Source organism: Bradyrhizobium sp. UNPA324 (genome assembly GCF_006658635.1).
In the GTDB taxonomy this organism is placed as follows: Bacteria; Pseudomonadota; Alphaproteobacteria; order Rhizobiales; family Xanthobacteraceae; genus Bradyrhizobium; species Bradyrhizobium nanningense.
The window spans coordinates 6,587,621-6,612,862 of the sequence record NZ_LFJD01000004.1; the positions used below are offsets into that span (position 1 = coordinate 6,587,621).

The 25,242-nt window shown below is 60.7% G+C and carries 26 protein-coding genes; 14 read left to right on the forward strand and 12 right to left on the reverse strand.

The window, feature by feature from the left end; translation table 11 throughout:
• Positions 1 to 250: 250 nt before the first annotated feature.
• Positions 251 to 1,786, reverse strand: a complete 1,536-nt coding sequence (locus UNPA324_RS31600; protein ID WP_246667258.1) for an EAL domain-containing protein — start codon at positions 1,784 to 1,786, stop codon at positions 251 to 253.
• 645 nt (positions 1,787 to 2,431) lie between these two features.
• Positions 2,432 to 2,605 (reverse strand): hypothetical protein, encoded by a 174-nt coding sequence (locus tag UNPA324_RS35445; protein WP_164936069.1) that lies wholly within the window; start codon positions 2,603 to 2,605, stop codon positions 2,432 to 2,434.
• Positions 2,606 to 3,496: 891 nt separating this feature from the next.
• Between UNPA324_RS35445 and UNPA324_RS31605 the strand changes: the two genes are divergently transcribed.
• The 3 genes from UNPA324_RS31605 to UNPA324_RS31615 all read left to right on the forward strand — a co-directional run bounded on the left by UNPA324_RS31605 (position 3,497) and on the right by UNPA324_RS31615 (position 4,835).
• On the forward strand, positions 3,497 to 3,787 hold the full coding sequence (locus tag UNPA324_RS31605) for a hypothetical protein (protein WP_141937879.1): 291 nt from the start codon (positions 3,497 to 3,499) through the stop codon (positions 3,785 to 3,787).
• A gap of 42 nt (positions 3,788 to 3,829) precedes the next feature.
• On the forward strand, positions 3,830 to 4,246 hold the full coding sequence (locus UNPA324_RS31610; protein ID WP_128918035.1) for a hypothetical protein: 417 nt from the start codon (positions 3,830 to 3,832) through the stop codon (positions 4,244 to 4,246).
• 352 nt (positions 4,247 to 4,598) lie between these two features.
• Positions 4,599 to 4,835 carry a hypothetical protein gene (locus UNPA324_RS31615; RefSeq protein ID WP_246667310.1) on the forward strand — a complete coding sequence of 79 codons (237 nt, stop codon included), beginning with the start codon at positions 4,599 to 4,601 and terminating at the stop codon, positions 4,833 to 4,835.
• Positions 4,836 to 4,850: 15 nt separating this feature from the next.
• Here the strand turns inward: UNPA324_RS31615 and UNPA324_RS31620 are convergent, their stop codons facing one another.
• On the reverse strand, positions 4,851 to 5,948 hold the full coding sequence (locus tag UNPA324_RS31620) for a hypothetical protein (RefSeq protein ID WP_246667259.1): 1,098 nt from the start codon (positions 5,946 to 5,948) through the stop codon (positions 4,851 to 4,853).
• Positions 5,949 to 6,247: 299 nt separating this feature from the next.
• On the opposite strand from UNPA324_RS31620, the gene UNPA324_RS31625 reads away from it, so the two are divergent.
• Together UNPA324_RS31625 and UNPA324_RS31630 are read left to right on the forward strand one after the other, a co-directional pair.
• Positions 6,248 to 6,493: a hypothetical protein gene (locus UNPA324_RS31625; RefSeq protein WP_128918037.1), complete on the forward strand. Its 246-nt coding sequence runs from the start codon at positions 6,248 to 6,250 to the stop codon at positions 6,491 to 6,493.
• A 69-nt stretch (positions 6,494 to 6,562) separates the two neighbouring features.
• Complete coding sequence (locus UNPA324_RS31630) at positions 6,563 to 6,805, forward strand: hypothetical protein (RefSeq protein ID WP_128918038.1); 243 nt, start codon at positions 6,563 to 6,565, stop codon at positions 6,803 to 6,805.
• Positions 6,806 to 6,842: 37 nt separating this feature from the next.
• On the opposite strand, the gene UNPA324_RS31635 is transcribed toward UNPA324_RS31630, so the two are convergent.
• Positions 6,843 to 7,220: a hypothetical protein gene (locus UNPA324_RS31635; protein WP_128918039.1), complete on the reverse strand. Its 378-nt coding sequence runs from the start codon at positions 7,218 to 7,220 to the stop codon at positions 6,843 to 6,845.
• 418 nt (positions 7,221 to 7,638) lie between these two features.
• Between UNPA324_RS31635 and UNPA324_RS31640 the strand changes: the two genes are divergently transcribed.
• The gene (locus UNPA324_RS31640; protein WP_245471937.1) at positions 7,639 to 8,049 is read left to right on the forward strand and encodes a hypothetical protein; all 411 of its coding nucleotides are present in this window, start codon (positions 7,639 to 7,641) and stop codon (positions 8,047 to 8,049) included.
• A 1-nt stretch (position 8,050) separates the two neighbouring features.
• Here UNPA324_RS31640 and UNPA324_RS31645 read toward each other — a convergent pair whose 3' ends face one another.
• Both UNPA324_RS31645 and UNPA324_RS31650 read right to left on the reverse strand, forming a co-directional pair.
• Positions 8,051 to 8,713 (reverse strand): hypothetical protein, encoded by a 663-nt coding sequence (locus UNPA324_RS31645; protein ID WP_141937883.1) that lies wholly within the window; start codon positions 8,711 to 8,713, stop codon positions 8,051 to 8,053.
• Positions 8,714 to 8,775: 62 nt separating this feature from the next.
• On the reverse strand, positions 8,776 to 9,513 hold the full coding sequence (locus tag UNPA324_RS31650) for a metallophosphoesterase family protein (protein ID WP_128918041.1): 738 nt from the start codon (positions 9,511 to 9,513) through the stop codon (positions 8,776 to 8,778).
• 194 nt (positions 9,514 to 9,707) lie between these two features.
• Here UNPA324_RS31650 and UNPA324_RS31655 point away from each other — a divergent pair, with 194 nt between their 5' ends.
• On the forward strand, positions 9,708 to 10,334 hold the full coding sequence (locus tag UNPA324_RS31655; protein WP_141937885.1) for a transglutaminase-like cysteine peptidase: 627 nt from the start codon (positions 9,708 to 9,710) through the stop codon (positions 10,332 to 10,334).
• Positions 10,335 to 10,345: 11 nt separating this feature from the next.
• Here UNPA324_RS31655 and UNPA324_RS31660 read toward each other — a convergent pair whose 3' ends face one another.
• From UNPA324_RS31660 to UNPA324_RS31670, 3 genes are all read right to left on the reverse strand, one after another.
• On the reverse strand, positions 10,346 to 11,617 hold the full coding sequence (locus UNPA324_RS31660) for a hypothetical protein (protein ID WP_141937887.1): 1,272 nt from the start codon (positions 11,615 to 11,617) through the stop codon (positions 10,346 to 10,348).
• 150 nt (positions 11,618 to 11,767) lie between these two features.
• Positions 11,768 to 12,043 carry a hypothetical protein gene (locus tag UNPA324_RS31665; protein ID WP_141937890.1) on the reverse strand — a complete coding sequence of 92 codons (276 nt, stop codon included), beginning with the start codon at positions 12,041 to 12,043 and terminating at the stop codon, positions 11,768 to 11,770.
• Between the two features lie 74 nt (positions 12,044 to 12,117).
• Entirely contained in the window at positions 12,118 to 12,681 is a 564-nt protein-coding gene (locus UNPA324_RS31670) for a hypothetical protein (RefSeq protein ID WP_246667260.1), read from the reverse strand.
• A 274-nt stretch (positions 12,682 to 12,955) separates the two neighbouring features.
• On the opposite strand from UNPA324_RS31670, the gene UNPA324_RS31675 reads away from it, so the two are divergent.
• The 7 genes from UNPA324_RS31675 to UNPA324_RS31705 all read left to right on the forward strand — a co-directional run bounded on the left by UNPA324_RS31675 (position 12,956) and on the right by UNPA324_RS31705 (position 23,124).
• Positions 12,956 to 14,158 (forward strand): polysaccharide biosynthesis/export family protein, encoded by a 1,203-nt coding sequence (locus tag UNPA324_RS31675; RefSeq protein ID WP_141937892.1) that lies wholly within the window; start codon positions 12,956 to 12,958, stop codon positions 14,156 to 14,158.
• A 9-nt stretch (positions 14,159 to 14,167) separates the two neighbouring features.
• Positions 14,168 to 14,911, forward strand: a complete 744-nt coding sequence (locus UNPA324_RS31680) for a hypothetical protein (RefSeq protein WP_246667261.1) — start codon at positions 14,168 to 14,170, stop codon at positions 14,909 to 14,911.
• A 30-nt stretch (positions 14,912 to 14,941) separates the two neighbouring features.
• Entirely contained in the window at positions 14,942 to 16,480 is a 1,539-nt protein-coding gene (locus UNPA324_RS31685) for an O-antigen ligase family protein (protein ID WP_141937894.1), read from the forward strand.
• A gap of 108 nt (positions 16,481 to 16,588) precedes the next feature.
• Positions 16,589 to 17,212: a hypothetical protein gene (locus tag UNPA324_RS31690; RefSeq protein WP_141937895.1), complete on the forward strand. Its 624-nt coding sequence runs from the start codon at positions 16,589 to 16,591 to the stop codon at positions 17,210 to 17,212.
• A gap of 281 nt (positions 17,213 to 17,493) precedes the next feature.
• Complete coding sequence (locus tag UNPA324_RS31695) at positions 17,494 to 19,761, forward strand: polysaccharide biosynthesis tyrosine autokinase (RefSeq protein WP_141937897.1); 2,268 nt, start codon at positions 17,494 to 17,496, stop codon at positions 19,759 to 19,761.
• A 184-nt stretch (positions 19,762 to 19,945) separates the two neighbouring features.
• Complete coding sequence (locus tag UNPA324_RS31700) at positions 19,946 to 20,512, forward strand: hypothetical protein (protein ID WP_141937899.1); 567 nt, start codon at positions 19,946 to 19,948, stop codon at positions 20,510 to 20,512.
• A 443-nt stretch (positions 20,513 to 20,955) separates the two neighbouring features.
• A complete protein-coding gene (locus tag UNPA324_RS31705) occupies positions 20,956 to 23,124 on the forward strand; it encodes a right-handed parallel beta-helix repeat-containing protein (RefSeq protein WP_141937901.1) in 2,169 nt (722 codons plus the stop codon).
• Between the two features lie 22 nt (positions 23,125 to 23,146).
• Here UNPA324_RS31705 and UNPA324_RS31710 read toward each other — a convergent pair whose 3' ends face one another.
• From UNPA324_RS31710 to UNPA324_RS36010, 3 genes are all read right to left on the reverse strand, one after another.
• Complete coding sequence (locus UNPA324_RS31710) at positions 23,147 to 24,082, reverse strand: glycosyltransferase family 2 protein (protein WP_141937903.1); 936 nt, start codon at positions 24,080 to 24,082, stop codon at positions 23,147 to 23,149.
• Positions 24,075 to 24,488, reverse strand: a complete 414-nt coding sequence (locus tag UNPA324_RS31715; RefSeq protein WP_246667262.1) for a putative colanic acid biosynthesis acetyltransferase — start codon at positions 24,486 to 24,488, stop codon at positions 24,075 to 24,077. Before UNPA324_RS31715 ends, UNPA324_RS31710 begins: the two co-directional genes overlap by 8 nt.
• A 160-nt stretch (positions 24,489 to 24,648) precedes the next feature.
• Complete coding sequence (locus UNPA324_RS36010; RefSeq protein WP_283810284.1) at positions 24,649 to 25,239, reverse strand: acyltransferase; 591 nt, start codon at positions 25,237 to 25,239, stop codon at positions 24,649 to 24,651.
• Between the last annotated feature and the right edge of the window lie 3 nt (positions 25,240 to 25,242).

Below are 25,242 nucleotides of genomic sequence, written 5' to 3' on the forward strand. Positions count from 1 at the left end.
CCGTAGGTCCCAAGGCGATCGCATATGATGTGCAGGATGCAGCGGCATCGACACTGGGGCTCCCTCCCCCGCCTGCGGGGGAGGGTTGGGGAGAGGGTGTCTCCGCGCTGGGATTGTTGAGAATTGGCTGAGGACGTCCCGGCGCGGCGAGAGCCCTCACCCGCCGCGCTCTGCGAGCGCGTCGGCCTCTCCCGCAGGCGGGAGAGGCGGAGCAAGCCTGCAGACAGTCCCTGTGTAATCCATATGCCGGTCAGGCCACCAGGACATCGCCGGCCGGCGCCGCGGATGCGGAATGGCGGTGCGACTCGACGAGCTCGCTGAATTTGGCGAATGGCAGCGGAGCGGCGACGAGATAGCCCTGTCCTTCTTCGACGCCGGACGCGATCAGCGCACGCCGCTGCTCCTCCGTCTCGATTCCTTCCGCAACGACCGTCATCCGAAAATCCTTGGCGAGCGCGACCAGCATCTCGACGATCGTCGTGGTCAATGCATCCACGGTGATGGTGTCGACGAAGAACTTATCGATCTTGATCGTGTTGGCGCCGAGGCCCTTCAGCCGCGACAGCCCGCTATGGCCAACGCCGACGTCGTCGATGGCGACGCGGAAGCCATGGTCACGCAGCTCGGCCACAATGGTCGCGGCGCGATCGAGATCGTCGAGCTCGTCGCGCTCGGTCACCTCGACCACGATCTGGCGTGCGGAGATCCTGGCCGCCAGGACCGTGCGGCGCAGCGTTTCAACGAAGCCGGCGCTCAGCAGGTGCTTGGGCACGACATTCACGGACATCTTGAAGCTCTTGTCCGCCCTCAAGACGACCTCCAGATCGGAGAGCGCCGATCGCAGGATTTGCCATGTCATCGCCTCGATGCGCCCGCTGGATTCGGCCAGCGGAATGAAGTTCATGGGTGGCACCACGACGCCGTCCCGGCGAACCCAGCGCGCCAGAACCTCGCAGCCCGTGATCTGGCCCGTCCTGAGGTCGAAGATCGGCTGGTAATATGGCGTGAACTCGCCGGCCGCGAGCGCGCGATCGAGATCGGCGACCGGCCCTTCCATCCGGCGGCTGCGCGCCAGTAGGATGCCGAAGAGTGCACCCAGTCCAAGGGCCACCGCGAGCGCCGGCCAATAGGCCTCGCTGTTCCAGCTCGAGAGGACTGCCTGCTCGAGCCGGACCGTGGCGTGAAGCGGCAAGCGCGTGGAAGACCTGTCGAAGCTGATCGGCCCCGGCAGCGGCTTGTCGGCATCGAGCCGGAATTCGCCGAGCTTCGCGCCATTGCTCAAGGCGAGGATCACCTCGCTGTGCGCGCGCAGCTCGGCGGGCATGAGATCGAACAGGCCGGCGTTGATGCCGACAATGGCGACCAGCGCCGAGCTCCGATTGACGTCCCTCAGCACGCCCAAGGCGTCGCCGCCGAACTGTTCGACGCGGAACAGTGAGAGCTTCTTGTCATGCGAGGGCAGCATGTCGCGGCGATCCGCCCATCCCTTGTCGAACTCGAGCGTCTCGGAATAGGCCGAGCAGATCACCGATCCGTCCGGATTGACGAGACGCACGTCCTTGATCGCCGAGCGCTGGTAAACATGGAGCCGGATGGCTTGCAGTGCTGCCGGCGCGCAGCTGGCGAGATCGCGCTTGGCGAGTTCGTCGAGGCTGGCCGCGGCGAAATCGACAGCCAATTCGGAGCGGCGCAGAACGACCTCGGTCAGCTCGTTCAGTTGGTGCACCTGCTGGTGGCGAATGACGGCCTCTGCCGCAAAATGGCCCGCCAGCCCAAATGCCATCATGCTCGCAAGCACGAGCGCCACAAACGGAAGGTTCGGTCGCTGCTGTCTCATCCGGTCCGGGCGGAATTCAGGAGAGGCTAGGGACTGATCTTTGGGAATTATCTTTGGATTACCTTGGGAATTGATCCTAGCCAGCGAGGGCTAAGATAGGGTTTAACGGCCGGACCGGCCCCGAAGGCCCTGATCCCAGCGGTTGCCTGACGATTGGTCTTGCGGCCTCGAGCATGGAAAGTTGAGCGATATGACCAGAACGGTAACCCTCGTTGTCCTCGCGTTCGCCCTCGGTAGCTCCGCGGCTTCCGCCCAGGGGACCAAGGACAGGCCATCAGGCACTCAGCCCACCTCTGCGACCCGCAGCGGCACGGCTACGAATTCCGGGTCGGACACCATGGGGGGAGCGTTCAAGGGAACGGGGACGCCGAACTACGGAACCAGTCCCGGGATGGGTTCCCAGAAGAAGACGCACAACTAGGTTGAAGGGCCGGACGGTCCGCTGCAATGCGGCCGTTCGAGGCTCTTGGAAAGAGTGTTGCGGCAGCCTCTCGGGGTGACCTGCTGGTCTCATCAGTGAGGCGTTCGTCATTCACCGCAACGCGGGAAGCCGTCCTGCGAGGCTCAAAGCGAGCACCGGCGCATTGCCGAACCTTACGTCTTCTTTCCCGTCTTCGACTTCAACGAAAGACCAAGCCGCAAAGCCATGCGCTTGATCGCATCCTGCGAGCGGCCGAGAAGTTTTGCCGCCTCTTCCAGCGAAGCCGAAGACTTGGCCAACTCCATGAGCCGGCGGTCTTCCTTGAACGACCAGGGCTTGCGCGCCATAACCGAAATGATCCTCTGTCGACACAATGACAAAGCCGCCAAGCGACCCATGTTCGCTCGACGGCTTTGCTTGGGTGGGGCCAGGCTTGGGGGAGCCCGGTGCGAAGATGGATATGCGATCGGTGAGACTTCGCAACAAACAACGCGGATTAAGCTAACCGCTCAACCTTACCGCGATAAAATCGGCGCGCGAGGTACCGTGTAACCACGGTGAACGAGGGTTCATGGTGTCGGCGTGTCGAGTTCTGGTAAAGAGAACTGGAGCCTCTTCACCGCGCCTCGGGCCCTCACGTGCCGACCAATCGTCAAGCACCACGTTGCACAAACTTCATCTTCGTCTGACAAAAGTTTCGGCGCTGCCGATCTTGAAGTCGGCGCAACGAAAAGATGAAATGAGCGCGGGAGGAACGTTCCGGCAAACGTGGGACATTCCAAATGTTGGCTGTTTTGGTCTTGATTTCGATTTTCGCAGCGGGCTTTGGCTGCGGCTATGGTGTAAGGGCATGGCGCTCGCGGAGGCGATCGGAGCGATATCGTCTTTACGCGCCCTATACCCCGGCCTCGATGGAGACCAGTCGAACCCAGTCGCCACTATCGTAGACGACGCGCCCAACTCGACAGTGGCGAAATCGAAATAACCATGTGCGGTTAGGTTAACGGGGCACCGTCCTTGAGCGCTTCGGAAAGGCAGCCTAAGACGAAACAATTGATGGCGAACGTTTGGCCGCCTTTATTTTCATTTCCGGGCGCGCAGGTTGGTATAGATGGCGTTTCTCATTGCGTTGCTGGGCGTGACGATCTGCGCCCTCATTTTGATTGCGTTTGTTTGTAGCTATGGCCGGCATCTGAAAGATCTTCCAGGTCCCTGGATCATGAACGAGGGTCGTTCAAATGATTGATCAACGGCACAACGCACCCAGCAGGTATTTCGTTGACGCGCAAGGGCATCGCGTTCTGATCGGCCTTTCGCTGGAGGAGACGGCGGAGTTCGAAGCGCTGGATCTTGCGCCGACGGAGACGATGCAGGTTGTGGCCGAAACCGGCATGGGCAAGCGAGCGGGTGCGGGTGACGACGTTCGGTGGTTCGAGCTCTATTCCAAGCACGAAGGAGCCTGGCGGGCGTGGATCGCACGAAGCCAGGCGGAGCGGACGCAGGATTTAGGCTTTGTTAACTATGTCTGACCGATGGTAGCCGCCTAGATCTCGAAAGTGGGGATGGCCCAAATGTTTCAGCTGTTCCTGAGAGCGCGCGCACACAATCTTCTCGGCTCGCGCCGCGAGGACAAAGGTTTCAAGGCCCGCTCCGTCGAGCGTGACGCGGAGACCGACCGCGTGCGGATCGGTGCCGTCCTGGCGGCGATCGAAACGGCATTGCAGGAGGCGGAGAGGGAGCAGGCCGGCCTCAACCGGCGTGTCGATGACGCGCTTGCGCGTGCATCCGTCACCTTCGGAAACGGCACCGACGAGTATCTCGAGCGTGAGCCGCTCGACAATCATCATCAGGATCTCTTTGCGGCCGACATCTCCAATGGCCAGCGCCGGCTCAAGGAATTGGCGATTAGCATCGCGCACTTGAAGTTCGTCAAGACCGCAATGCTCACGCGCTTTCCCGATTTCAAGCCACCGCAGCTCAACAGCTAGTATTGCGAGCGGCGCGCGCTGCGGCCATCCTTCGAGACGCCCGCCCTACGGCGGCCCCTCAGGATGAGGACCGAGTGCGTTGCGCCGGTCCGACAAGCACGGATGCCGCTTAGCCTCATCCTGAGGAGGCGCGTAAGCGCCGTCTCGAAGGACGAGGCGTGTGCTCAGGCCGCAGTCAAAAGTCATATGCCATACCCCAGCCGCTCACAGGGCGGACGGCGTGACAATTCGGCGCCGCTTTGCGGTTTGGCGCCTCGATCCTTTTTGCTATGGTTCCGGCAAGCGTTCACGGTTTGAAGGAGCAACAAGGGTGCCGGTCAGAAATATGCGAAGATTGGTTGGATTGGCATGCGTGTTGACACTGGCTGCGCCGGCGACGGCGTCGGCCATTACCGCCGAAGTGGCGCGCGCATGCGATGCGGCGGTCGCTAAGGCCTTTCCGCCGAAGCAGATTGGCAATCCCGCGGCCGGGAGCGCCAAGGGAACGGCCAAGGATCGGCGCGAATACTTCGAGAAATGCGTCGCCAACAACGGCAAGGTTGATGATGCGCCGGCAGAGGCGCCCAAGGACAGCAAGCCGTCAAAATGAGGAATCGGAGCTTGGCTAGCGTCGCGGCGGCGGACAGGGCGAGTAGAACGCGCCGTTCGCCGCATTGATGCGTTCGACGCATTGATTGGGATCGGTGACCGTTCCGGCCACCGTGAAGTCGTAGCCCATGCCCTTGATCACCACGACGTAGCGGCCGGGAGCGAGCGTAAAGCCGTCCTGCTCCGGTTGCAGCAACAGCATCCTCGGCTGGTCGTCGACCGGACCTACCTTGTAGGGGTAGGACATGCTGCGGATCACCCAGGAATCGCCGGCGCTGACCATGGAGGCCTTCCCGCTGGCATCGACGCCCATGGCTCGCGAGACTTTCGCGACGACCCGAACTTCGGTCCCGCTTGCATCGACGCCTCCGTCGGGCCTGAACACGATGAACTTGACGTCGCCGTCCATCAACGTGGTCGCGCTCGGCGTGGTGATGGCCGCCGAGATCGCGACGCGGCGGTCCGGAATCTTGCCCGGCACCGACTTCAGCTCATAAAGCTGGCCCTCGCTCAAGGCGTAGACTCCGAACGTCGTCGGTAGAGGCATCGAGGGTTGTGCGGCTTGCGCCGGCTCTTTCTGGCTATCCGGCGGCCGTTCAACAGCCTCGCCGACCGCTGGAGGCGGGCTGGCGCTCGGCTGAGATGCCGGACTGTTCGGTGCTCGCTCGGGCGGCGGCGCCATCTGCGACAATGCGGTCAGTTGCGACCTCAGCCGAGGCCAATAGACAGCCACGCTCGCGCCTCCGCCAATGAGCAGGAGAATGACCGCCAATCGAACCAGAAGGGTGAAGGCGTTGCCGCGTTTGGGTTGATCGGGGGATTGCGGCGATGTCACGGGACGGCGCGATGCTCCCGTGTCCTTCACCGTCGGCGTCGCAGCGTGCGGCGACGGAACGAGTGCGGGAGCGGGGGCAGGGACCGGTGGGGGCACCGGAACGGCGGTTGCCGCCGCAGCATCTTGCGGTTCCGACGCGGCGCTCCGCGCGAAGGAACGCTCGACCTCCTTGATGGCGCTTTCGAGGACTTGCTGAAGCTCGCGGGATTCCCGCGCCTCGGCGTGCGTGAATTGCTCCAGAAGCTTGACGCGCGCCAGCTCATAGACGATCTCCCGCATCTGCGGGGGATCGTCGGATACGGCGCGGATTCGGCTCGACAGGAGACGGATAAAGCCGGCTTTAATCTGTTGCGTCGAGGGGGCGTTTGCCGCAGTTTCACCGGAGTCGGTCATCAAGGCCGATCAAGTAGCCCGGATGACGCCATTTCGCTAGGTTTTTCCGCCTTGGACGTCGCGCCCGAGGCCGCTGTCCCGCTGATTGCCGGATCTGCCAAAGCCCCTCTCGATCTTTCGAAGATGCTTGCTTTTAGGGGAAAACCTGTGACATTTCGCGGAGCTCCTCTTTCTGGTGTTCGACCATGCGCGGCCTTCTAGCAGTCCTCTCGGTGTTGACGTTCCTGGCTTCGCCTGCCGTTGCGCAAGGGGTCAAGGATCAGGCCAACACCACGAGCTCCAGCATCATCACGACGCCCACGAAGAAGGCGCAGACCAGTCAGACGGCGTCGCGGCCGACCGCCGTTCGAAACCTTTCAGGCAGCCTGCCCGCTGGAAAGTCGGCCCAGGGCGTCTGGCGTGATGGCAAGCTGGTCGCCGTTCCCCGCTGAGGCCGCCACCCAACGAACCGTGAAGGAACGGTGATCGCCTCCCTGACGTTCTTGCTCGGGAGATATCGTATGAAACGACCAGTCCTGATCGCAATCGCGTTGCTTGTGCCGGCCGCTGCCTGGGCCCAGGGCGTCAACGACCCCTCGACGCCCAACCGCAACGTGACCATCGTCAATCCGTCGCAGCCTGCGCCACCCAACGCGACGCCCAATATCCCGAGCCGGATCGAGCCGCCCATAACGACCGGCGGCGGACGCGCGCGGCCGTATTACGGGAATAGAACCCGGGGCAGCGGGACGAGCCGCCGCTAAGGCGCGCCGCCCATCTTCGGTCGCGTTGTAAGCCAAGCTATTGCGGGTTGACCTCGACCTCCAGGGTCGAGGTCCCTGCATGGTGTCCGTTCTTACCCGAGATCAGCAGTGTGAACTTGTCGGTGCCGCGCGTCTGGTTCTCGGCCGAATAGCGGAAACCGGAGCCGACCACGGCCAATTGTCCCCGTGATGGTCCGCTGACGACCGACACGTTGAAAATCTGCATGTACGACCAGCGCAGGCCCTGGATGCACTCCGCACCAGGCGCGATCGACATCGTCCATTTCACCGTATCGTTCGAGAAAGCGAACGGCGTCCGCTCCTTGATGCAGAGCGGGCTGGCATGCGCTGCGCGGCCGGCCGCCGCGGAGGCCGCGACGGCAACAGCCAACAACAATACCGGTCTTGCACGCATGCTCGGCAACTCCGCGGGTGGATGCCAAAAACAATAGCAGCGATGATCTAGCGATGTCTTGGAATGCAGCAGGGTTGTCCGCTCCGACGCGCATCTCGGATACAGCAGTCATCCGTCGGTGTAGGTCGGAGCGATACCATTCTGCCCCCGTTTTGCCCGCCGGGTCAATTTGCATTTCGGAAAATTCGTAAGTTATTGATTTGGCTGGGGCCGGCTACTGTGCATGGGGTTGTTTTTCGATTTTTGATGGGACGGGATCTCCAAAGCCCCCGACGGCCAATGCAGCTCATTGACGAATCCAGCTTCTTGCAATTGGGAGCCTTATAAGCTGAACTTGTATCGGCCTCTGGCTGCTGTTGGCCTACTTGGAGTCATCAGAGTGCAATCAACTCGCGGGAATTCGCTGTCAGATCGCCTGATGCTTGGGGGTGCGCCGGTCAAGGCGATCTTGGCCGCCGCTGTCGGACTCGCCGTCGCTGTTGCCTGTCCGCTCCCATGTCGTGCTCAGAGCGACCCGGAGCCCGCACTCAGCGACTATCTTCCCCCAAAGGAGCCGGAAGTCTCGCGCGACGAATGGCGGCAGCGGATCGAGGACGCGCGGCGCCGCGCCAAGGACGTCTCGCGCGAGCGGCGCGAGCATCCCGAGCTCTACAAGCCGGTCCCGGAAGATCCGGACCTCGTCGCGACCGAACGTCTGCTCCGCGACGACAGTCTGCAGCAAGGCGACATCGTCACGACCAAGAAGGGCATGTTTGTCTACCAGGGGCGATCCGAGCAACCGCGCCGCGATCAGGATTTCGTGCCGGTCAACCCGAAATCGGTTCGCTGAGTTAGTAGCGCCGCAAAATCTCGTTGAATTTGGGATCGCTCACTTTCGTGGTCTCGAGCAGCAGCGACTTGCCCTGCGGCGTTGCCTGCACGTAAGCCGCGACCAGCAGCGGCTCGTAACGAGAGCGATTGGAGAGCGCCGACCGGATGTCGGATTGCGCCAGCAGCCTGATCTCTTCATCCGTTGCGGCGGCGCCCGAGGTCACGGTCCGGACGCGAGAGATAGCAACGGCGATCGGCACCGATCCGGTCAGGTAGGACATCTTCACCGCTGGCGTCGCCGCTTCGCCGGCCTGGACCTGCAGCGTGCCGAGCGTGAGCCAGAGCGCCGGCCTGATCGGTGAGACTTTCAAGGCCGCGACGACGGCGGCTTGCGCCGCCTTGATCTCGCTGGCCCTGCCGTCGGCATCGATCGAGGGGCGATGAAGAACGTCAGCGGCCGCGGCCGCCCCGTAATTGGCGAGCAGGTCGCCATCCCATGAAACCGATGCCAGACCACCGGCGGTCGCCAGCTTGGCTTTGTCAGGCGGAATCTCGCCCGAGAACAGGTCGCCGGCGCGGAAGTTCGGTCGTATCAGATCGCCGTAGAATTCCATGCCGGCGTGAAGCGCCAGCACGATCGCAGCAGAGATGCCGATGACGCGAAGCAGGATCATGCGGTTCATGGTGAAATCGAGGAGGCCTGTGGCGGCGAAGCAAACACGGGATGGAAAGGAAAGCAGAGATCTCAAATTGCCATCAGACTATCGCCCTGGATCGTCAACAGCGTCAAGTTTCCGGTCGCATAGGCGCCGGTGTCGATGTTGATGCGGTTCGGGCGAATATCGGGCACGCTGACCGGCGTATGACCATGGACGATATATTTGCCGAAGCGCTCCTCGGACGCCAGGAACTCCTCGCGGATCCAGAGCAGGTCCTCATCCTTCTGGCGCTCCAGCGCGACGCCGGGCTTGACGCCGGCATGCACAAAGAAGAAGTCGCCGCAGGTAAAGGACGAGGGCAGTTGCTGCAGGAAGGCGAGGTGCTCGGGCGGCAACGTGCGCTTCAGTCCTTCAATCAGCTCGACCTGTTGCTCCGCGGACGGGTTCATGGTCGGCGTGATGCCGTAGGAGACCAACGTCAAGAGGCCGCCATAGTGACGCCACTCCTGCAGGCGCGCCGGGTCCTTGAGGACCTCGAGCAGGAAGACCTCGTGATTGCCCTTGAGGCAGACAGTCTCGTGGGACTTCGAGCGCGCGATCAACAGATCAAGCACGGCGCGTGAGTCCGGTCCGCGGTCGACGTAGTCGCCGAGAAAGACCTGAATGGCCCGCTCGGGGGCCGAGCGGGCAAGATCGGCGTCGATGACGGTTAACAGGGATTGAAGCAGGTCGGCGCGGCCGTGCACGTCGCCGATGGCATAGACGCGAATGCCGTCGGGAAGCCGCGGCTTGGTCTTCTTGCGAAAGCGTCTGGAAAGGCCCATCAGGTCGGTCGAATCGCTTCTTGCGTCACGCGCGGAACGTTGTGACCGCTCTTAGCAGAACAAGTCACGCATCGGTATTCTTAATTGTTTCCGACCAAGTCGCCCGCATTTTGATTAAAGGATCGTGCGGCCTTTGAGCCGTATTTCAAGACGTCTCGCGTAGCGTTTCCCTCAACAAGAACGGGGAGCGCGACATGCGCAAAGTTGTGAAGTTCCTTGCGTCCGTGGTCGCAATCGTCGTTGCTGCGGGGGTGCAGCAGCGCGCTGAAGCCGCTTTCGTCGGTGCGCCGATGGGGCTGCGCGGTGCCATCCAGTACATCAAGTTCGAACAGCCGACGCTGGCGCCGATGGCGTTCACGCTGTTTTGCCTGAAGTACAGGGACGAGTGCAAGCCGCGGCCGCAGCAGATCGTATTCCGGGGCGGGCGCCTGAAGCTCACGGCCGAGCGGCTGGCGCAGATGCAAGAGGTCAACCAGCAGGTCAATACCGCCATTCGCCCCGAGGCCAATCTGGAAGGGCTGCGCGGCGAGAAATGGCTGCTGCATCCGGCGAGCGGCGATTGCAACGACTACGCTGTGACAAAACGCCACGAGTTGATCGCCAAGGGCTTTCCGGCGCGCGCGGTGCTGCTCAGCGAGGTCGTGACCACCTGGGGCGAGCATCATCTCGTGGTCGTAGTGCGGACTTTCTCCGGCGACCTCGTGCTGGACAATCTCTCTGGCCACATCCTGCCGTGGTCGAAGAAGCCCTATCGCTGGGTCCGCATCCAGTCGCCCAAGAACCCGAACTACTGGGCTTCACTCGGCGATCGCTCGGTCTGATCACCGGCGCCCTATCGTGATCCGGATTGGCTGACGCTCTGCGACAGCCCCAATCCGACGATCACGGAAAGACACAGGATTGCTGCGGGCCGCAGCAATCCGGGACCCGCGAAGCTCTGAACCATCGCAAAGAGAACACAGGCCGCGGCGGCCGCAGGAAAGAACGAGTCGCGTCCGCGCTGTAAAGCGCCAAAGACCAGGCGCACCAGAGCGATCAGGCTCACCGCCAGCGCGGCTGCGAGGCCAATCCATCCCATACCGGCAAAGACAGCAATGGCTGCCGACGGCGCGGTCAAAATAGCTCCAGCGTCGCTCTGATAGATCCGCCCCAGAGCAGTAAAGGTCCCGGCGCCGGCGCCGAACCAGCGCGTGTCGGCCAGCATCCGCTCGAGGGCGGCCGTCGTCTCGGTCCCCATCTCCGGGACGAGCCGCAGGAGGACCGGTCCGGAGCTCTTTTCAAAGAGAAAGGTCAGGACGATCCCCGCGCCGATCAGGGCTGCCACCGACAATGCGACCGCGGCCAATGGCGAGAGGTCCAGTCTGCGGATCACGAGGATCAGCAGGATCAACACGACACCAAGAGCCGCTGCGATCGCGCTGTTCGTTCCCGACGACGCAAAGATCGCGGCTGCGCTGGCCACGACGCCGACAAGACCGCAAAGACCGATCGCGACCGAGCGAAGCACCGAGTGATGCGTTTCGGCCCGTTCAGCCGCGAGCTGCATGACCGCCAGATTGAGCATGAGGCCGAGGCCGGCCAAAGTCGTCATGAGGTCAGACGGCGCGGCTGCCACAAGCCTCGGCGAGAGCCGATGCAAGTCCAAAACCAAGGCGGAGACTGCTGTCACGCCGCCCAGCACGAAGAGAACCAGCTCGGCGCGGCCACGGTTGCGGACCACTGAGATCGTGACCCCGAGCAACGCGATCGCTGCAAGCGCGAGCAGCAGCGCGCCCAGCGTCAGGCCGATATCGGCCGTGATTGGTCCGAGCGGCAGGCCGCCGAGCGCCTCGCGCGTGCTGGCCCAGATCGGATGGGCCAAGCCTAGCGGAAGCGGGACGAGTTGAGCGGCGATGCCCAGCGGAATGGCAATCAGGATCCAGCGGCCCCAGGAGGTCGCGCGAACATAGTGGTCGTAGTCGGCTTTGCGCGCGCTTAGCGTGGCGGCCAGCAAGCTTAGTGCGGCAGCCATCGTCCCGAGCTGTGCACCGAACTTGGCGCCGGCGATTTCGAGAGCGGAAGCGGAAACGATGGAAACGATGAGGGCAAAATAAGCGAGGGACAAACGGCGCGCTCGATGCGGAATCCTGAAACGATCAGGTCACCATACAAGCGAGCGGGTGGTTTTCAAACAGAGGCCTGCCTCGGTCCAACACTTAAAACTTGGACCGCTTGCGCGCGGGGCGCGTTGTTCTGTTGATCGGCGCGATCAGCGTCAGCGGGTAACTTTGACCGGACGACCGAAGACGCGCCCGGCACGTGCGGCGGCAAGGCCAAAGCGAGCGCCTGATCCAAAGAGATAGCCGGCCTGGAGGGCGATGGCCGCGAACACCGCGCCTTTCAGGCTGTCGAGTACGGTGACATCGAGCATCAGGCCGGCCGGGATGGCGACAAGCGCCATGACGAAGGTCAGCGGCAGCAGCACAAGGACGCGAAAGCGTTGGCCCAGCACGGCTCCAACGAGAAAGCTGAAAATCAAAAGCGCGATCATCCGAAACACTCCGTGCTTCGGACCCTAGGTTCCCCACCCTAAAAGGACCCTTAAGTTGTATGGCTAAATTTGGCCTATTGGCCGCAATTGGCCAGCAGCGAATGGTAGGCCTCGCGCAAGCCGTTCAGCGCTACCAGACCCTTGATCTCGCTGTCGCTTTCCTTAACCACGATGGACAGTGAAGCCGTTGCCTGCCACTTGCCGGCGGCAAAGGCCGAGACTTCGTCGGGTAGCAGCACGGCGGCCCCTGCGGCGGCCATGCTGGCATCAATGGTCAGGGTGCCGCCGCCGCTCGCGGCGATGGTGACCTTGGGGTGGCTCCTGGGTGGAAAGGGCCGGATCAAGGCCACCAGCACGTCGATCTTGCCCTTGGGCGCACAGCGCACGATCAGGCCGGCGAAATCGGGATCGGATTGGGTGGTGTCCGCGGTCTTCATGATGGCGGCGAAGCTTTCGCCATCCTTGGCGCCTTGTGTGCGGCTGAACTTCCAGACCGAGGAGGAAGCCGTGGTCGCCACTTCGACGATGGGGGCGACCCGGCACGGAGATCGCGCGCAGGAGGTAGCCCGATCCAGAGGGCGGTCGGCGGCGCCAAGCAGCGATGCTGCGAGAAAGGCGAACAGAACGAGGCCAGACACGGCGGAGTCCTCTCTTGATGGTTCCCATCTTAGCAGACGGAGGTCGAAGAAGCCTTGCGCTCGACACACTGAGCTCTCGACTTGGGCGAACTGCCCGCCGACCGGGCACACGAAATACAACAAATAGTCACAAAGGGTTAAACCGAGCCCCAAAGAGTGTCCCGCACGCAACAGTAGCGGAGCGATCGTACCGTTAACCACTCGGGAACCCTTGTCGCACCGCCCACGCCGCCGTACCAATCGAGACCAATTGGGGTCTCCTGGGGCGCGATACATGCATTCCTTTGCCAAGTCATATCTTTTCAAGCCAGCATTTCTGGCCGCCGCTTTGGCGCTCGGAGCCTGCTCGACCAATCCGGGTTCTGGCCCCTTGATCGACGATGTTAACAATCACGTTCAGACGGAAAATGCCCCAGCTTATGAGCTGGTGCCGATCAATCCGGCCACGGTCAACATCCTGCATACGCATGAGCCCAAGGGGCTCGCCGGCGCTTTTACGGACAAGCGGCCTCCGGCCAGCATCGTGTTCGGGATCGGCGACGTCGTCAGCGTCACCATCTTCGAAGCCGCGGCGGGCGGCCTGTTCATCCCGGCGGAAGCCGGCGTCCGTCCCGGTAACTATGTGACGATCCCGGATCAGTCCGTCGACAATGACGGCTTCATCACCGTGCCCTATGCCGGCCAGATCAGAGCCGCGGGCCGCACGGCGGTGGAAATCCAGCGCGCGATCATCGAGAAGATCGGCAACCGCGCCATCGAGCCGCAGGCGGTGGTGTCGATGTCCTCGCAGCGCACCCAGCTCATCAGCGTGCTCGGCGAAGTCAATTCGCCGGCGCGTTACCCCGCGAGCGCGGCGGGCGCCAAGGATAAGGTGCTCGATGCGATCACCCGCGCCGGCGGCATCAAGGGCCAGGGCTTCGAGACCTGGGTCATGCTGGAGCGTGGCGGACGCCGGGCCACCGTGCCGTTCGAAAATCTCGTGATGGCGCCTGAGAACAACGTCTATGTTCGCCCCGACGACAGCATCTACGTCTATCGTGAACAGCAGAAGTTCCTGGCGTTCGGCGCCAGCGGCCAGAGCGGTGAGTTCAACTTCGATGCCTGGCGCATCAACCTCGGCGAAGCCGTCGGCAAGGCCGGTGGTCTTCTGGACGCCCAGGCCGAGCCGGCTGGCGTGTTCCTCTATCGTCGCGAGCCGCGTGAGGTCGCTGCCCAGCTCGGTATCGACGTCAGCAAGTACACCACTGATACGATCCCGGTTATCTTCAGCATAAACATGCGCGATCCCGGCGGCTTCTTCCTCGCCACCAAGGTCATGATGAAGAACCAGGACATCATCTACGTCTCGAACTCGCGCAACGTCGAAGTTGCCAAGTTCCTCGGCTACCTGCGTGTGATCATGGCGACCGGTTCGGATGCGGTGAACCTTGGCAACGATGCGCTGATCTTCCGCAACAACATCAAGCTGGCGCCGTAACACGCCGACTTGATCCACCAAAAGCGATGGCACCGGGGCTTCGTCCCGGTGCCATTTTCGTTTCGCGATCCAATCGGTATTGTCGGCGCCGCGGGGACAGCGTCTGGCTCAAAGGCGTGCCGAGCACGTCGCGCCGGTCATCGCTTCCGCCGCAGTGTTGCAAGGGGCTTCATGCGCTTTCGAACATTTGGCCGCCTTCCGGCCCTCGTCTTGCTTGCCCTCGGGCTTGCACCGCTCGGAAAGGCCCTCGGCGCTGCCGCAGAGCTGGGCGTCCGCCATCGCATCGATGTGATGGTCTCCGCCGAACCTGATGCCCCGATTTTGTCGCGCCTGAAGGGCGCCAAGGGCGAGCTCTCCTTTACCGTTCGCCTGTCGGCGAACTCCAAGGAGAGCAAGTTTTTCGGGATGCTGCGCCCGTCGTTCCCCGACATCATCGTTCCAGAACGCGCGGGCAAACCGCTGGTCCAACAGACCAAGCTGTGGGAGGAGGACGTCTGTCATCAGCGCCGCGGCCTGCCGAAGGTCACGGTGACCCAGCTCGCTGGGCATTTTGCCGAAGGCGAGGGGCGGATCGAGATTTCGGCCATCAACCGGCACATCGGCGTTCTGGTGCCGCCTGACGAATTAACCCCCGGAATGAAACTCGATCCGGGCAGTGATAGCTTTGGGCTATTCTATGCGTTCCGGGCGCAGACCCGGAACAGCCGCCTCAACGTCGATCTGAAGATCTACCCGATCGATTGCTTCCTCTAAGCCCGAAAGCAAAGTTCGCAAGACACGACGATGCCCCTTTGGCCTCCCACCATCAACTGGTCCAGGATTCGCTGGTCATGGAGCCTGCCCGCGACCTTGATCCTGTTCTTCGTGGCCGCCGGCGCGCCGTTCCCGTTCGGCTCGACCAATGATCTGTCGATCGCGTTCTGGTGTCTGTGTCTCGGGATCGCGGTGATCTTCGCGCCGACGCGCGATCTGCGGGCGCCGCATCTGTGGCTGCTCGCCGGCATCGGAATGATCGTCGCCGCTTACGCCTTCGTGCTGCATGAGCAGCTTTCCGATCATCCCTGGGTGGCGCCGTTCCAGCCGATCTGGAAGCAGGCCTCGGATCTCTTGGGCGTGCCGATCGCCCCGTCCGCTTCCATCGTCAAGAACGAGGCATTCTTCGCGCTCGGCGCGCCGCTCGCCAACATCCTCGCCATCGTGCTCGGCATCACCGTCGGCGCCGATCGCGAGCGGGCACGCCGTCTACTGTGGGTGATCGCAATCTCCGGCGCGGCCTACGCGCTCTACGGCGTGCTCTCGTTCCTGATCGAGCCCACCATGATCCTGTGGCGGGACAAGACGGCCTACATGGGCAGCGTTACCGGCACCTTCATCAACCGCAACACGGCGGCAGCCTATTTCGGCTCCTGCGCTGTGATCTGGATGCTGCTGATCCTGGAAGACGTCCGCCGCCGGCTGCCGGAGCGGCACATCGAATGGCGGCGCCTGTCGCTCGATCTGCGCGCGATCCCGCCAAGAGAAATCCTGCCGCAGCTCGGTTGCCTCCTGATCTGCCTGATGGCGATGTTCATGACGACCTCGCGCGCCGGCGTCGGCCTGTCGCTGCTCGCGATGATCGTCTCGTTCACGCTGTTCCTCAGGAAGGACCTGCCGCCACGCACCGGCATCTGGATCTCGCTGGGCTCGGGCATCGCGGTTGCGCTCGGCCTGTTGCAACTGCTCGGCGGCCGCGTCTCCAGCCGCTTCGACAGCCAGGGCCTGGTCGACGAAGGCCGCATCGAGGCCTGGAAATCGACGCTCAAAATCATCGGCGACAATCCCTGGTTCGGCACCGGCATGGGCACGTTCCAATGGGCCTTTCCGCCGTACCGCAGCCCCAACATTTCGATTCGCGGAATCTGGGACGCCGCGCATTCGACGCCGCTCGAGCTTGCCTCCGAGGTGGGCATTCCCATGGCGATCTTGGTGGCGCTGGGCTGGGCGATCATGCTGCTGGTGCTGGCGAGGGGCGTGTTCGCCCGCCGCCGCGATGCCATCATCCCGCTGGCGGCGGCGGCGACCGCGACGCTGTCGCTGTTGCACTCGTGCCTCGACTTCACGCTGCAGGTGCCTGGCTACAGCATTCCTTTCTTTGCGCTTTTCGGCGCGGGCCTGTCGCAATCCTTCCGCACCAAGGAGGGCCGCTCGGCGGCCGAGGCGAACGCTACCAGCCGGCGAGGCGAGGGCCGCCGCGCAACCGCCGACGCCGCCCCGCGCGCGGTGGCCCCAGCTTCACAAAAGTGTCTAGATTTGAAGCAGTTGTGCTGTTTACGAAGTCTTTAGAATAAGTGGACAGCTCTTTTCTCTTCCGCTAGGTTCCTGCGACGAGCACAGCCATTTGCCCGGGGCCGAGGACGCATATCGGGGCAGCTGATTTTTGGAGGTTTGTTTATGAGCGTTATCAAAATTGCGCTTCGCATGGCTGCCGCCGCGGCCCTCGCCGCGACGATCACCACGGCCGCCAGCGCCGCCGTTTACCCGCCGCAGCGCCAGCTGCCGGCCACCGTCATTTCCGACTTCAAGGCCGCACCCAACAGCCTGCTGCAGCAATATCCGACCGGCGGCCCGCAGCTGATCTCGCGCGTGCGCGATCTCGGTGCCTCCGATCCGACCACGCTTCCGGGCCTGATCGCGCTCCTGAAGGATCCCGCGACCACCAAGGACCAGATGCGCGCGATCGTCGGCGGCCTCGCCCAGGTCGCCCGTATGGCGGCGCAGGCCGACCAGGCCTTCGCTAATGAGATTCAGGGCGCGATCGCCGGCACCCAGAACCCCGACGTGATCGCCGCCTACCAGGCCGCGACCGGAGATGTCGCGATCGCCGCGACCGGCGGCGGTGGCGGCGGCGGTAGCTCTGGCGCAGGCGGGCCGATCGGCAATCCCGGCAACACCGGCGGCGCGAACAACGGCGCGCCGACCTTCGGCGGCTTGCACTACGCGACGACGGTGAGCCCGAACGCGAGCGCCGGCGTGACCGGCACCACCAACGCAGCGAATCGCATCAGCACGCGCTGACCGTAATTGCCCGGAGGCGAAAAGCCTCCTGGCTGCTTCATTCGCGATTTAGTCAAAGCGGCGCTTCATCGCGCCGTTTTGCATTTTGGCCGTTAAGCTTCCAAGCAAATTGTAATGTGCGCACACAGTTGCGCTGCATCAATTGAGTTCAGCCGCGTGTCGCCGCGTGTTATATTCGCCTTCAACTGCCGGTCCCTTTTGAGTGCTTTTGCTCGCGTGACTTTCTTATCCCCGGTGCCATCCTCCAGAGCCAGTCGCTGGACGATTTCAGGAATTGCACAATGCTGCAGGTGAATAAGCCTTCGTCGGAGATCAACCGCGGTTACGCGGAGGCCGAAAGCTCCCCGACCCAGACGCTCACCTCCTATATCGAGATTATCAGGCGCCAGTTCCCGACCATCGTCGCGATCGTCTCGACCTGCGTGATCCTGGCCGTGCTCTATCTCTTCACCGCCGCGCCGCAGTTCACCTCGACGGCCTCGATGGTGATCGACACCCGCAAGGTGCAGCTGTTCCAGCAGCAATCCGTGCTTGGCGATATCGCGGTCGATTCAGCCACTGTGGAAACGCAAGTCGAAATCCTGAAGTCCGAGAACATCAGTCTCGCCGTCATTAGGGACATGCGTCTGATCGACGATCCCGAGTTCACCGGTAGTGGCGGCGGATTGGGTGGCGCTCTCATCGATTTTGTGTCGAACATATTTTCAAGTGGACAGGCAACTTCCGAATTTGAGCTAACACGCAAAGCGCTGGAGCTTTTCGAAAAGCGCCGAACAATCAAGCGACTTGGTCTCACTTACGTTATGGAAATCGGCTTCACCTCGCGTGATCCGGCGAAAGCCGCCAAGATCGCAAATGCGATCGCAGACGCCTATATCGTCGACCAGCTCGAGGCGAAGTATCAGGCGACCCGCCGCGCCAGCGTTTGGCTTCAGGACCGCATCAAGGAGCTGCGCACCCAGGCATCGGCCGCCCAGAAGGCGGTGGTGGATTTCAAGACCGCCAACAACATCGTCGACACCGGCGGGCGGCTGATGAACGAGCAGCAACTCGCCGAGGTGAACAGCCAACTCATCATGGCGCATGCGGCCACGGCCGAGGCCAAGGCGCGGATGGATCGCATCAACGATATCCTCAAGCAGGAGATTCCGGACGCCAGCGTCGCCGACGCGCTGAAGAACGACACGATCGTCAAGCTGCGCGGGCAGTATGTCGACATGGCCTCCAAGGAATCGATCTGGGCGATGAAATACGGCTCGGACCATTTGGCCGCGGTCAACCTTCGTCGGCAGATGGCCGAGATCAAGAAGAACATCATCGACGAGCTGAAGCGCATCCAGGAATCCTACAAGAGCGACTACGATATCGCGATGACGCGCGAGGAGAGCATCAAATCGAGTCTCAATAACGTCGTCTCTGAATCGCAGCTCACCAACCAGGCACAGGTGCAGCTGCGCGAGCTCGATAGCAACGCGCAGTCCTACCAGGCGATGTACGACAATTTCCTGCAGCGTTACATGGAGAGCGTGCAGCAGCAATCGTTCCCGATCACCGAAGCCCGTGTGATCAGCGCGGCAACAATGCCGCTAAAAAAGAGCTACCCCAAAACGCTGATCATTCTCGCGGCGGCTCTCCTGGGCGGCCTCATGCTGAGCATGGGTGTGGCAATGGCGCGCGAGTTCACCGACAAGGTGTTCCGCACTACCTCGCAGGTGGAGGAGCAACTGGGCGCGAACTGCATCGGGATCCTGCCGGCGCTCGGTGCCGCCGCTTCCGGGCCCGGACTTGGCGAGAAGTTGCTGGGCGGCAAGCTTGCCAAGAAGGGCAATCCGCAGCCCGATCTGCTGCGCTATGTCGTCGAGAATCCGCTGTCGCGCTTTGCGGAAGCCGTGCGCTCAGTGAAGGTGGCGGTCGACCTCAACTCGATCGTGCGCGAGAATCGCGTGCTGGCGACCACCTCGACCCTGCCGAACGAGGGCAAGAGCACGCTCTCGACCAACCTCGCCCAGCTCATGGCGCATGGCGGCGCGCGCGTCATCCTGGTCGATGCCGATCTGCGCAATCCCTCGCTGTCGCGCGCGCTGGTGCCCGATGCCAAGATCGGCCTGGTCGATGTCGTCGCCCAGAAGGTCCAGCTCGAGGACGCCCTGGTCGTCGATCCCGAGACCAAGCTCTCGATCCTGCCGGCGGGCACCACCTCGAAGCTGCTGCACACCAACGAGGTCCTGGCGTCCAAGGCGATGCACGCACTGGTGACCCAGCTCCGCTCGAAATTCGATTACGTGGTGCTGGACATGCCGCCGATGGCGCCGGTCGTCGACGTGCGCGTCACCTCCTCCTTCGTCGACTCCTACGTGTTCGTGGTGGAGTGGGGCAGGACCAAGATCGACGTCGTCCGGCACAATCTGCGCGGTTCGCCGGAAATCCAAGACAAGCTGCTTGGCGTTGTCCTGAACAAAGCCGACACCAAGGCGCTTGCGCGCTACGAATCGTACCACGGCCGATATTATTACCAGAAGTACTACGCCCGTTACGGGTATGTGGAATAGCGGTCAACTGCTAGTGCGAGCGTTCCTGCGGGGCCTGCTTCTGCTGTGTGGCCTGTCCGGAGGCATCTGGGCGTTATCGGCGTTTCCCTCCTTCTTGCTGACTACGCCGGCCCGGAACGTAACGGCACGACTCATTGCGGATGATCGGTTCACATCTGGTGTTCTCTCAGAAATGCTGTCGCGTATGAAAGCCGCTCAGCGCCCATCCATCCTACAGCCGGAATTCCATCAAGCCGAAGCGTTAGTCACATTGCGGACAGCGGAAGAAGCAATGAAGAGCCCGGAGGCGGCGGATCGAGCGATCGAAGCTGCTGAGAATCAGATCAGGACTACGCTCTCCGTCACCCCAACAGATTCTCTTATGTGGCTGATGATGTATTCCGTAGAGACGGCGCGCAACGGGTTCGACGCCGGAAATATTGTCTACTTAGACCAATCTTATGTGTCCGGACCCAACGATGGTTGGGTCGCACTTCGACGCAATCGGCTGGCTTTGGCCGCTCTTCCAATGCTCAGCGAAAGGACGCAAAGCCTAGTGATTTCAGAATTCACGACGATAGTGGATTCAGACTTCATTGATGAAGCTGCGCTCAACCTAACAACCGTGGGCTGGGTCCATCGAGAACGCCTGACCGCCAGCCTCGAAAAGGCGGACATCAGCAGCCGACAAAGCTTGGCAAGACGGCTTTCCGTCGATGGTGTGAAACTTCGGATCCCCGGCATTGAAACAGGTGACAGGCCATGGAGATGAAGCCCAATGTTGGTATCAAGTCTTACCTTTTTGTCTGTCTAATTGGCCTCACCGTCGACTTGTCGTCCTCGGCTCGTGCCCAGACGAACAGTCAAACGGGTAGGCTAACATTGCAAGGCCCTGCCGATCGATCCAATTCGTCAGTTGTTCGGGATGGCTTAGGACGTCCGTGTCTGGACATTGAAGCTGCGGCGCGAGCTCAGGCCGTAAATACGCAGATGCTTGACCATGTTGTTAGTCTGAAGAACAACTGTCCGCGCGTCGTTCATGCAAAGGTCTGCTACTTCAATTCGGATCGTTGCAACGAAGTCGTTGTTCAGGGTTACAAGAGAGTAGATACAATTCTAGGGACAATGCGGGGCGTGAACTTCTTCCGCTACAACATCTTTCAAAAATAGTGTCTCTTCTGCGACAGAGGTCCAAAGTTGCGCCTTCTAAGAAGTTTGGCAATTCTCGTTTCTGTTCTCGTTTCTGTTCTCGCTTCCGGCGAGCCGGCGTTCGCTGACTCGACGATTCTTTGGGCGAGCGATCCCGTTAGCCCAGACGAAACCGTCCTTGTAGTTGGGGATGGCCTGGAGCGCATCGAGAGGGTCTTCATCGAGCGTATGTCGGATTCTCCCGACGTAATATCGAAGAGCGTCCAGTCCTCGGAGGTGAAAACGGAGCAGGTCTCGTCTGCCTCGCTGAAGTTCACGATTCCGAAGGACTTCAGCCCAGGCGTTTATCGGTTCAATTTGAGGTCCAACGACAATACTACGCAGTATCTCAATGCGCCGTCCATCTATTGGATGCAAGGCAATGGCGGGAGGGTCAGTAGTCCAGGAGGATGGCTTCGTATCTTCGGACGCAACATTGGCCGCACCTCGGATGCATTAGTGCGGCTAGAATCTAGCGCCGATCGATCTATCCAAATTACACTTAAGGCCTCGCGTGCGAGCCTTTGGGAGGCCTCGTTTACTCTTCCCGACAACCTCTCTCTCGGATCATACAATGTGCGGCTGTGGAATGGCAACGGCGATGCCAATACGTGGCGGGACGCAGGGACCTTGCAGGTAGAGAGTAAAGCTAGCCCTCCGGCGCTGCAACTTGACGCAAAGGAACTGGGGGCGCGAGGGGATGGCGAACATGACGATACATCCGCTCTGCTCGATGGATTGGCAACAGTGGCTCGCAGAGGAGGGGGTACGCTCTGGATGCCCCGCGGCTATTACAAACTTTCGGCGGCGCTTGTAATTCCGCCCGGCGTTCACCTTCGAGGTGAAGATCAGAAGCTGGTTCGCCTAGTTTGGTCGGAGCTGCCAAATCCGCCCTATGCACTCATCGAAGGGAGCTCAAACTTTGGCATCGAAAGCTTGACCATTTTTGCCGGCAATCACGCTCACATCATTAGTGGAGGTTTCCAGTCTGGATCCAACGTGGGCCTCCCGGACGCTGAGAATATCACTATCCAGCGGGTTACCGTGCGCGCCTCGATGTATCGAGGACATCTCTCCGTCGGGGAAACTGCTGATAGATTGGCTGCGGCACTAAAAAGCTCATCCGGCGGGCCGGATACCCTCCGGCTCTCTGGCAAAAACCTCACGGTCGAAGATTGTGACCTTTATGGCTCGGGTCGATCGCTCTATTTGCAGCAGCCTCGAAATGCTCGCATTGAGAGAAATAGGTTGTACAACGGACGATGGGGTTGGTACTCAATCAGCGGAGCTGACCGGGTGATCTTTGAGAATAATGAGGTTACCGGCGCTGATCTGCAAAGCACCGGCGGAGGTATAAATACGCTCGGCAAGATTGATATGTTCGCCCAGAATGTAGCGTTCCTTCATAATCGCCTTCAGATGATGAATGGGTGGGATCGTGAGGCCATGACGTCCGATGGGCCTGGAGGATGCTATTATGGGCGTGTTGCGGCGATAAGCCATGATAGGCGGGTAATAACGTTGGTCCCTCCAACTTCTAACGTTGTGCAAGACCTCGAAAGATGCGTTGGCGCAGGCATGTTCGTTTTGGGAGGACGCGGCATTGGCCAGGTCCGTCGAATTCAGTCAATTGAGGGGCAGACCATCCGTATCGAAGATCCACTGACTGCACCGCTTGATAGCTCTTCAGTCATTTCAATAACTACTCTGCAACGGAACTACCTAGTTGTTGGCAATGTGTTCTCGGATACTGGGATAGCGGTCCAGCTCTTTGGTTCAGCAGTCGAACACGTGATTGCAGAAAACGTATCGCGACGAACAGGGGGCTTTCTCAGTCGTGGGTTGTTATATCGGCAGTTTCAGCCGACCTGGTACAATCAGTTTCTGAACAACCGCATTGAGGAGGGTGACAGTTTCAGGGATGCGATACTGGCTGTTTGGGGCTCGCAGAAATCTCCAAATGCCGCACCACTATCGCTGGCAACGATTATTCGCTCGAATGTGTTAGCAGCTGGCTCGCACATTGAGATTAGAGGGTATACGAAGATTGCTCCGGGGGTCCGAGATGTGATTGTCGAGGGCAACCATATTCAAAAACAAGACGGTGCCATTCTCGTGGATGAAGGTGCGATTGGTGTATTGTTGAGGAAAAATACAACAGAACCTGCGCGGGAGGCTGTGGCCAACGGTCGATAGGCTAGCTCGCCTACTCTGCATCCTAGGAGGCAACTATCTTGTCGCGTTCTATTCGCAGCCCGGTGAGTCTTACGAGCTCAGCTGCGATCTCTTGGGCACTGTTTAGATCGCGTACTGCCCGTTCGAGCTCTTCGACTTTCGCGCCAACCAGGAACCGATACCAAAACCCTTGGAGAACGTTGTAAACAAGACCCTCCTTACCATCAAGAAAGCCCAGTCTAAAGAAGTAGCGATAAAGAAAATATCCCGCGGCACTAAGCTCAAATGGGATTCTGTTGTAAACATTCTCTTTGATAAACCGCTTAGCAGCTGCTTGTCGGGAACTCACGGATCGTGATAACGTCTTATTCGATCCCATAAACCCGAGCCGCTGATTTAAGACTTCGATCGCCTCCCGAGTTGCGTACTTGTTGTGCTTCTCGGTGAAATGGGAGAGATCGTTGAGGTTGTGATCAGCAAAGCCGCCTTCGAATGTTACCGTCCGTCCCTCACGAACAAACATATGTTCGTCCATCCAGCGGCTCTCGATTTCACCATAGCCGCGACGCCAGATCCGCATCATCACGAGTGTGCCTCTGCCGCCGAATCTGATTGTTCGCCCCATGAAGACCAGTTTGCGCTTGAGATTGACGCCAGTCACTTCAGGGGGAAGATTGGGCAGTTTCGCTTTGATTTCGAGCGCAAGATCCGATTCAACGATTTCGTCTGCGTCAAGCCGCATCACCCAGTCAGACGATATCGGCGCATTTTCAAGGGCCCATTGGAATTGCTTGGCTTGATTTACAAATGCATTCTGCAGCACTAGCGCGCCGTGCTCTCGCGCGATTGCGGTCGTCCCATCGGTCGAGAACGAATCCACGACAAAAATCTCATCAGCGACTCTAGCCACACTGAGCAGCGCTCTTTCGAGATGTTTTTCTTCGTTGTACGTTAAGATAACGATGGCTAACCTAGACATTTGTCTTGCGAACCCTCAATGGCTTTGCCGGGTTGCCGGCATAGATTGTTCCCGCTTCGAGATCCTTCACGGCTACACCGCGTGCTCCGAGTACGGCACAATTCTTTACCGTAACGCCCGGACCGACAAAACTCTCGGCGGCCACCCACGCATTCTCACAGATGCGGATTGGTCTTGTAATCAGCCTGAAATCCGCATTATCGACGTCGTGTGTTCCGGCGCACAAATGCGCTCTCTGCGAAACGAGCGCAAATCGCTCCAGTACTATTTTGTCCATGCAATAGCAGATGACGTTCGGGCCTAGGCAAGCATACTCATGCATCTCGAGATTGCGAGGATACCAAACGTTGGTCCCCGGATAGACCTTTGCGGTGTTGGCAATTTTCGCGCCGAAGAGGCGAAGCAAAAATCTCCGCCATCCATGGAGAGGCGTGGGGGTCCATGATCCTAACAAGCGCCAGGTGAAGTTCCAGGCAGTTCGTTCTAGTCGATGTCGGAGTGAAAAAGTTGCTCCGCCGGTTCGAGGTTGTGCGAGTTCCTCATTGAGAAGAGCCATAGAGAATAGCCTAACCTGTATGCGTTTCGGCGAAGATCGCTAATTCGTGCTTACGTTCATCTTCAGGCGAAAACCGTCTGCGGATCACGGCCGCTGGGACGCCAGCCACAATGGAGTATGGCGCTACATCTCGAGTAACCACGGCACCAGCGGCGACAACAGCGCCTTTTCCTATTACCACCCCGGCGCGTATGATGACCCCCTTACCGATCCAGGAGTCAGCCTCGAACACTGTGATCTTTTTCTCACGTTTGAAGAAGAGTCTCGTGGGCGTACCCACCCTGTCTACGCCATGATCGTTTCCGGCAATCTTTACATGTGTCGAGATCATGCAAAGATCGCCGATACTGACGGGATCGCTCGCCTCAAATCCGTTGCCAATGTAAGCGAAACGCCCCACCCGCGAGCCTGCCGCCGGCCGAATCTTCCAGCCGAACTGAAATCCTTCACCAAGTTCGGCGAACCTGTACCAGCGACTGAGGAGTGGAATTACTGCGCGCCTGACTGCCGCCTTCTTTTGCCCTTCTATCTCCGCTCGGCAGCGAAGAATAATGCTTTCGCCAACCTTCATCGGCGGAGGGACCACAACAGAGTCCTTCACTTG

Excerpts from the sequence above, each read along its gene's own strand:
- UNPA324_RS31600 (WP_246667258.1), bottom strand. The coding sequence starts at position 1,786 with ATGATGGCATTTGGGCTGGCGGGCCATTTTGCGGCAGAGGCCGTCATT.
- UNPA324_RS35445 (WP_164936069.1), bottom strand. The coding sequence starts at position 2,605 with ATGGCGCGCAAGCCCTGGTCGTTCAAGGAAGACCGCCGGCTCATGGAG.
- UNPA324_RS31605 (WP_141937879.1), top strand. The coding sequence starts at position 3,497 with ATGATTGATCAACGGCACAACGCACCCAGCAGGTATTTCGTTGACGCG.
- UNPA324_RS31610 (WP_128918035.1), top strand. The coding sequence starts at position 3,830 with ATGTTTCAGCTGTTCCTGAGAGCGCGCGCACACAATCTTCTCGGCTCG.
- UNPA324_RS31620 (WP_246667259.1), bottom strand. The coding sequence starts at position 5,948 with ATGCGGGAGATCGTCTATGAGCTGGCGCGCGTCAAGCTTCTGGAGCAA.
- UNPA324_RS31625 (WP_128918037.1), top strand. The coding sequence starts at position 6,248 with ATGCGCGGCCTTCTAGCAGTCCTCTCGGTGTTGACGTTCCTGGCTTCG.
- UNPA324_RS31630 (WP_128918038.1), top strand. The coding sequence starts at position 6,563 with ATGAAACGACCAGTCCTGATCGCAATCGCGTTGCTTGTGCCGGCCGCT.
- UNPA324_RS31635 (WP_128918039.1), bottom strand. The coding sequence starts at position 7,220 with ATGCGTGCAAGACCGGTATTGTTGTTGGCTGTTGCCGTCGCGGCCTCC.
- UNPA324_RS31640 (WP_245471937.1), top strand. The coding sequence starts at position 7,639 with ATGCTTGGGGGTGCGCCGGTCAAGGCGATCTTGGCCGCCGCTGTCGGA.
- UNPA324_RS31645 (WP_141937883.1), bottom strand. The coding sequence starts at position 8,713 with ATGAACCGCATGATCCTGCTTCGCGTCATCGGCATCTCTGCTGCGATC.
- UNPA324_RS31650 (WP_128918041.1), bottom strand. The coding sequence starts at position 9,513 with ATGGGCCTTTCCAGACGCTTTCGCAAGAAGACCAAGCCGCGGCTTCCC.
- UNPA324_RS31655 (WP_141937885.1), top strand. The coding sequence starts at position 9,708 with ATGCGCAAAGTTGTGAAGTTCCTTGCGTCCGTGGTCGCAATCGTCGTT.
- UNPA324_RS31665 (WP_141937890.1), bottom strand. The coding sequence starts at position 12,043 with ATGATCGCGCTTTTGATTTTCAGCTTTCTCGTTGGAGCCGTGCTGGGC.
- UNPA324_RS31675 (WP_141937892.1), top strand. The coding sequence starts at position 12,956 with ATGCATTCCTTTGCCAAGTCATATCTTTTCAAGCCAGCATTTCTGGCC.
- UNPA324_RS31685 (WP_141937894.1), top strand. The coding sequence starts at position 14,942 with ATGCCCCTTTGGCCTCCCACCATCAACTGGTCCAGGATTCGCTGGTCA.
- UNPA324_RS31690 (WP_141937895.1), top strand. The coding sequence starts at position 16,589 with ATGAGCGTTATCAAAATTGCGCTTCGCATGGCTGCCGCCGCGGCCCTC.
- UNPA324_RS31695 (WP_141937897.1), top strand. The coding sequence starts at position 17,494 with ATGCTGCAGGTGAATAAGCCTTCGTCGGAGATCAACCGCGGTTACGCG.
- UNPA324_RS31700 (WP_141937899.1), top strand. The coding sequence starts at position 19,946 with ATGAAAGCCGCTCAGCGCCCATCCATCCTACAGCCGGAATTCCATCAA.
- UNPA324_RS31710 (WP_141937903.1), bottom strand. The coding sequence starts at position 24,082 with ATGTCTAGGTTAGCCATCGTTATCTTAACGTACAACGAAGAAAAACAT.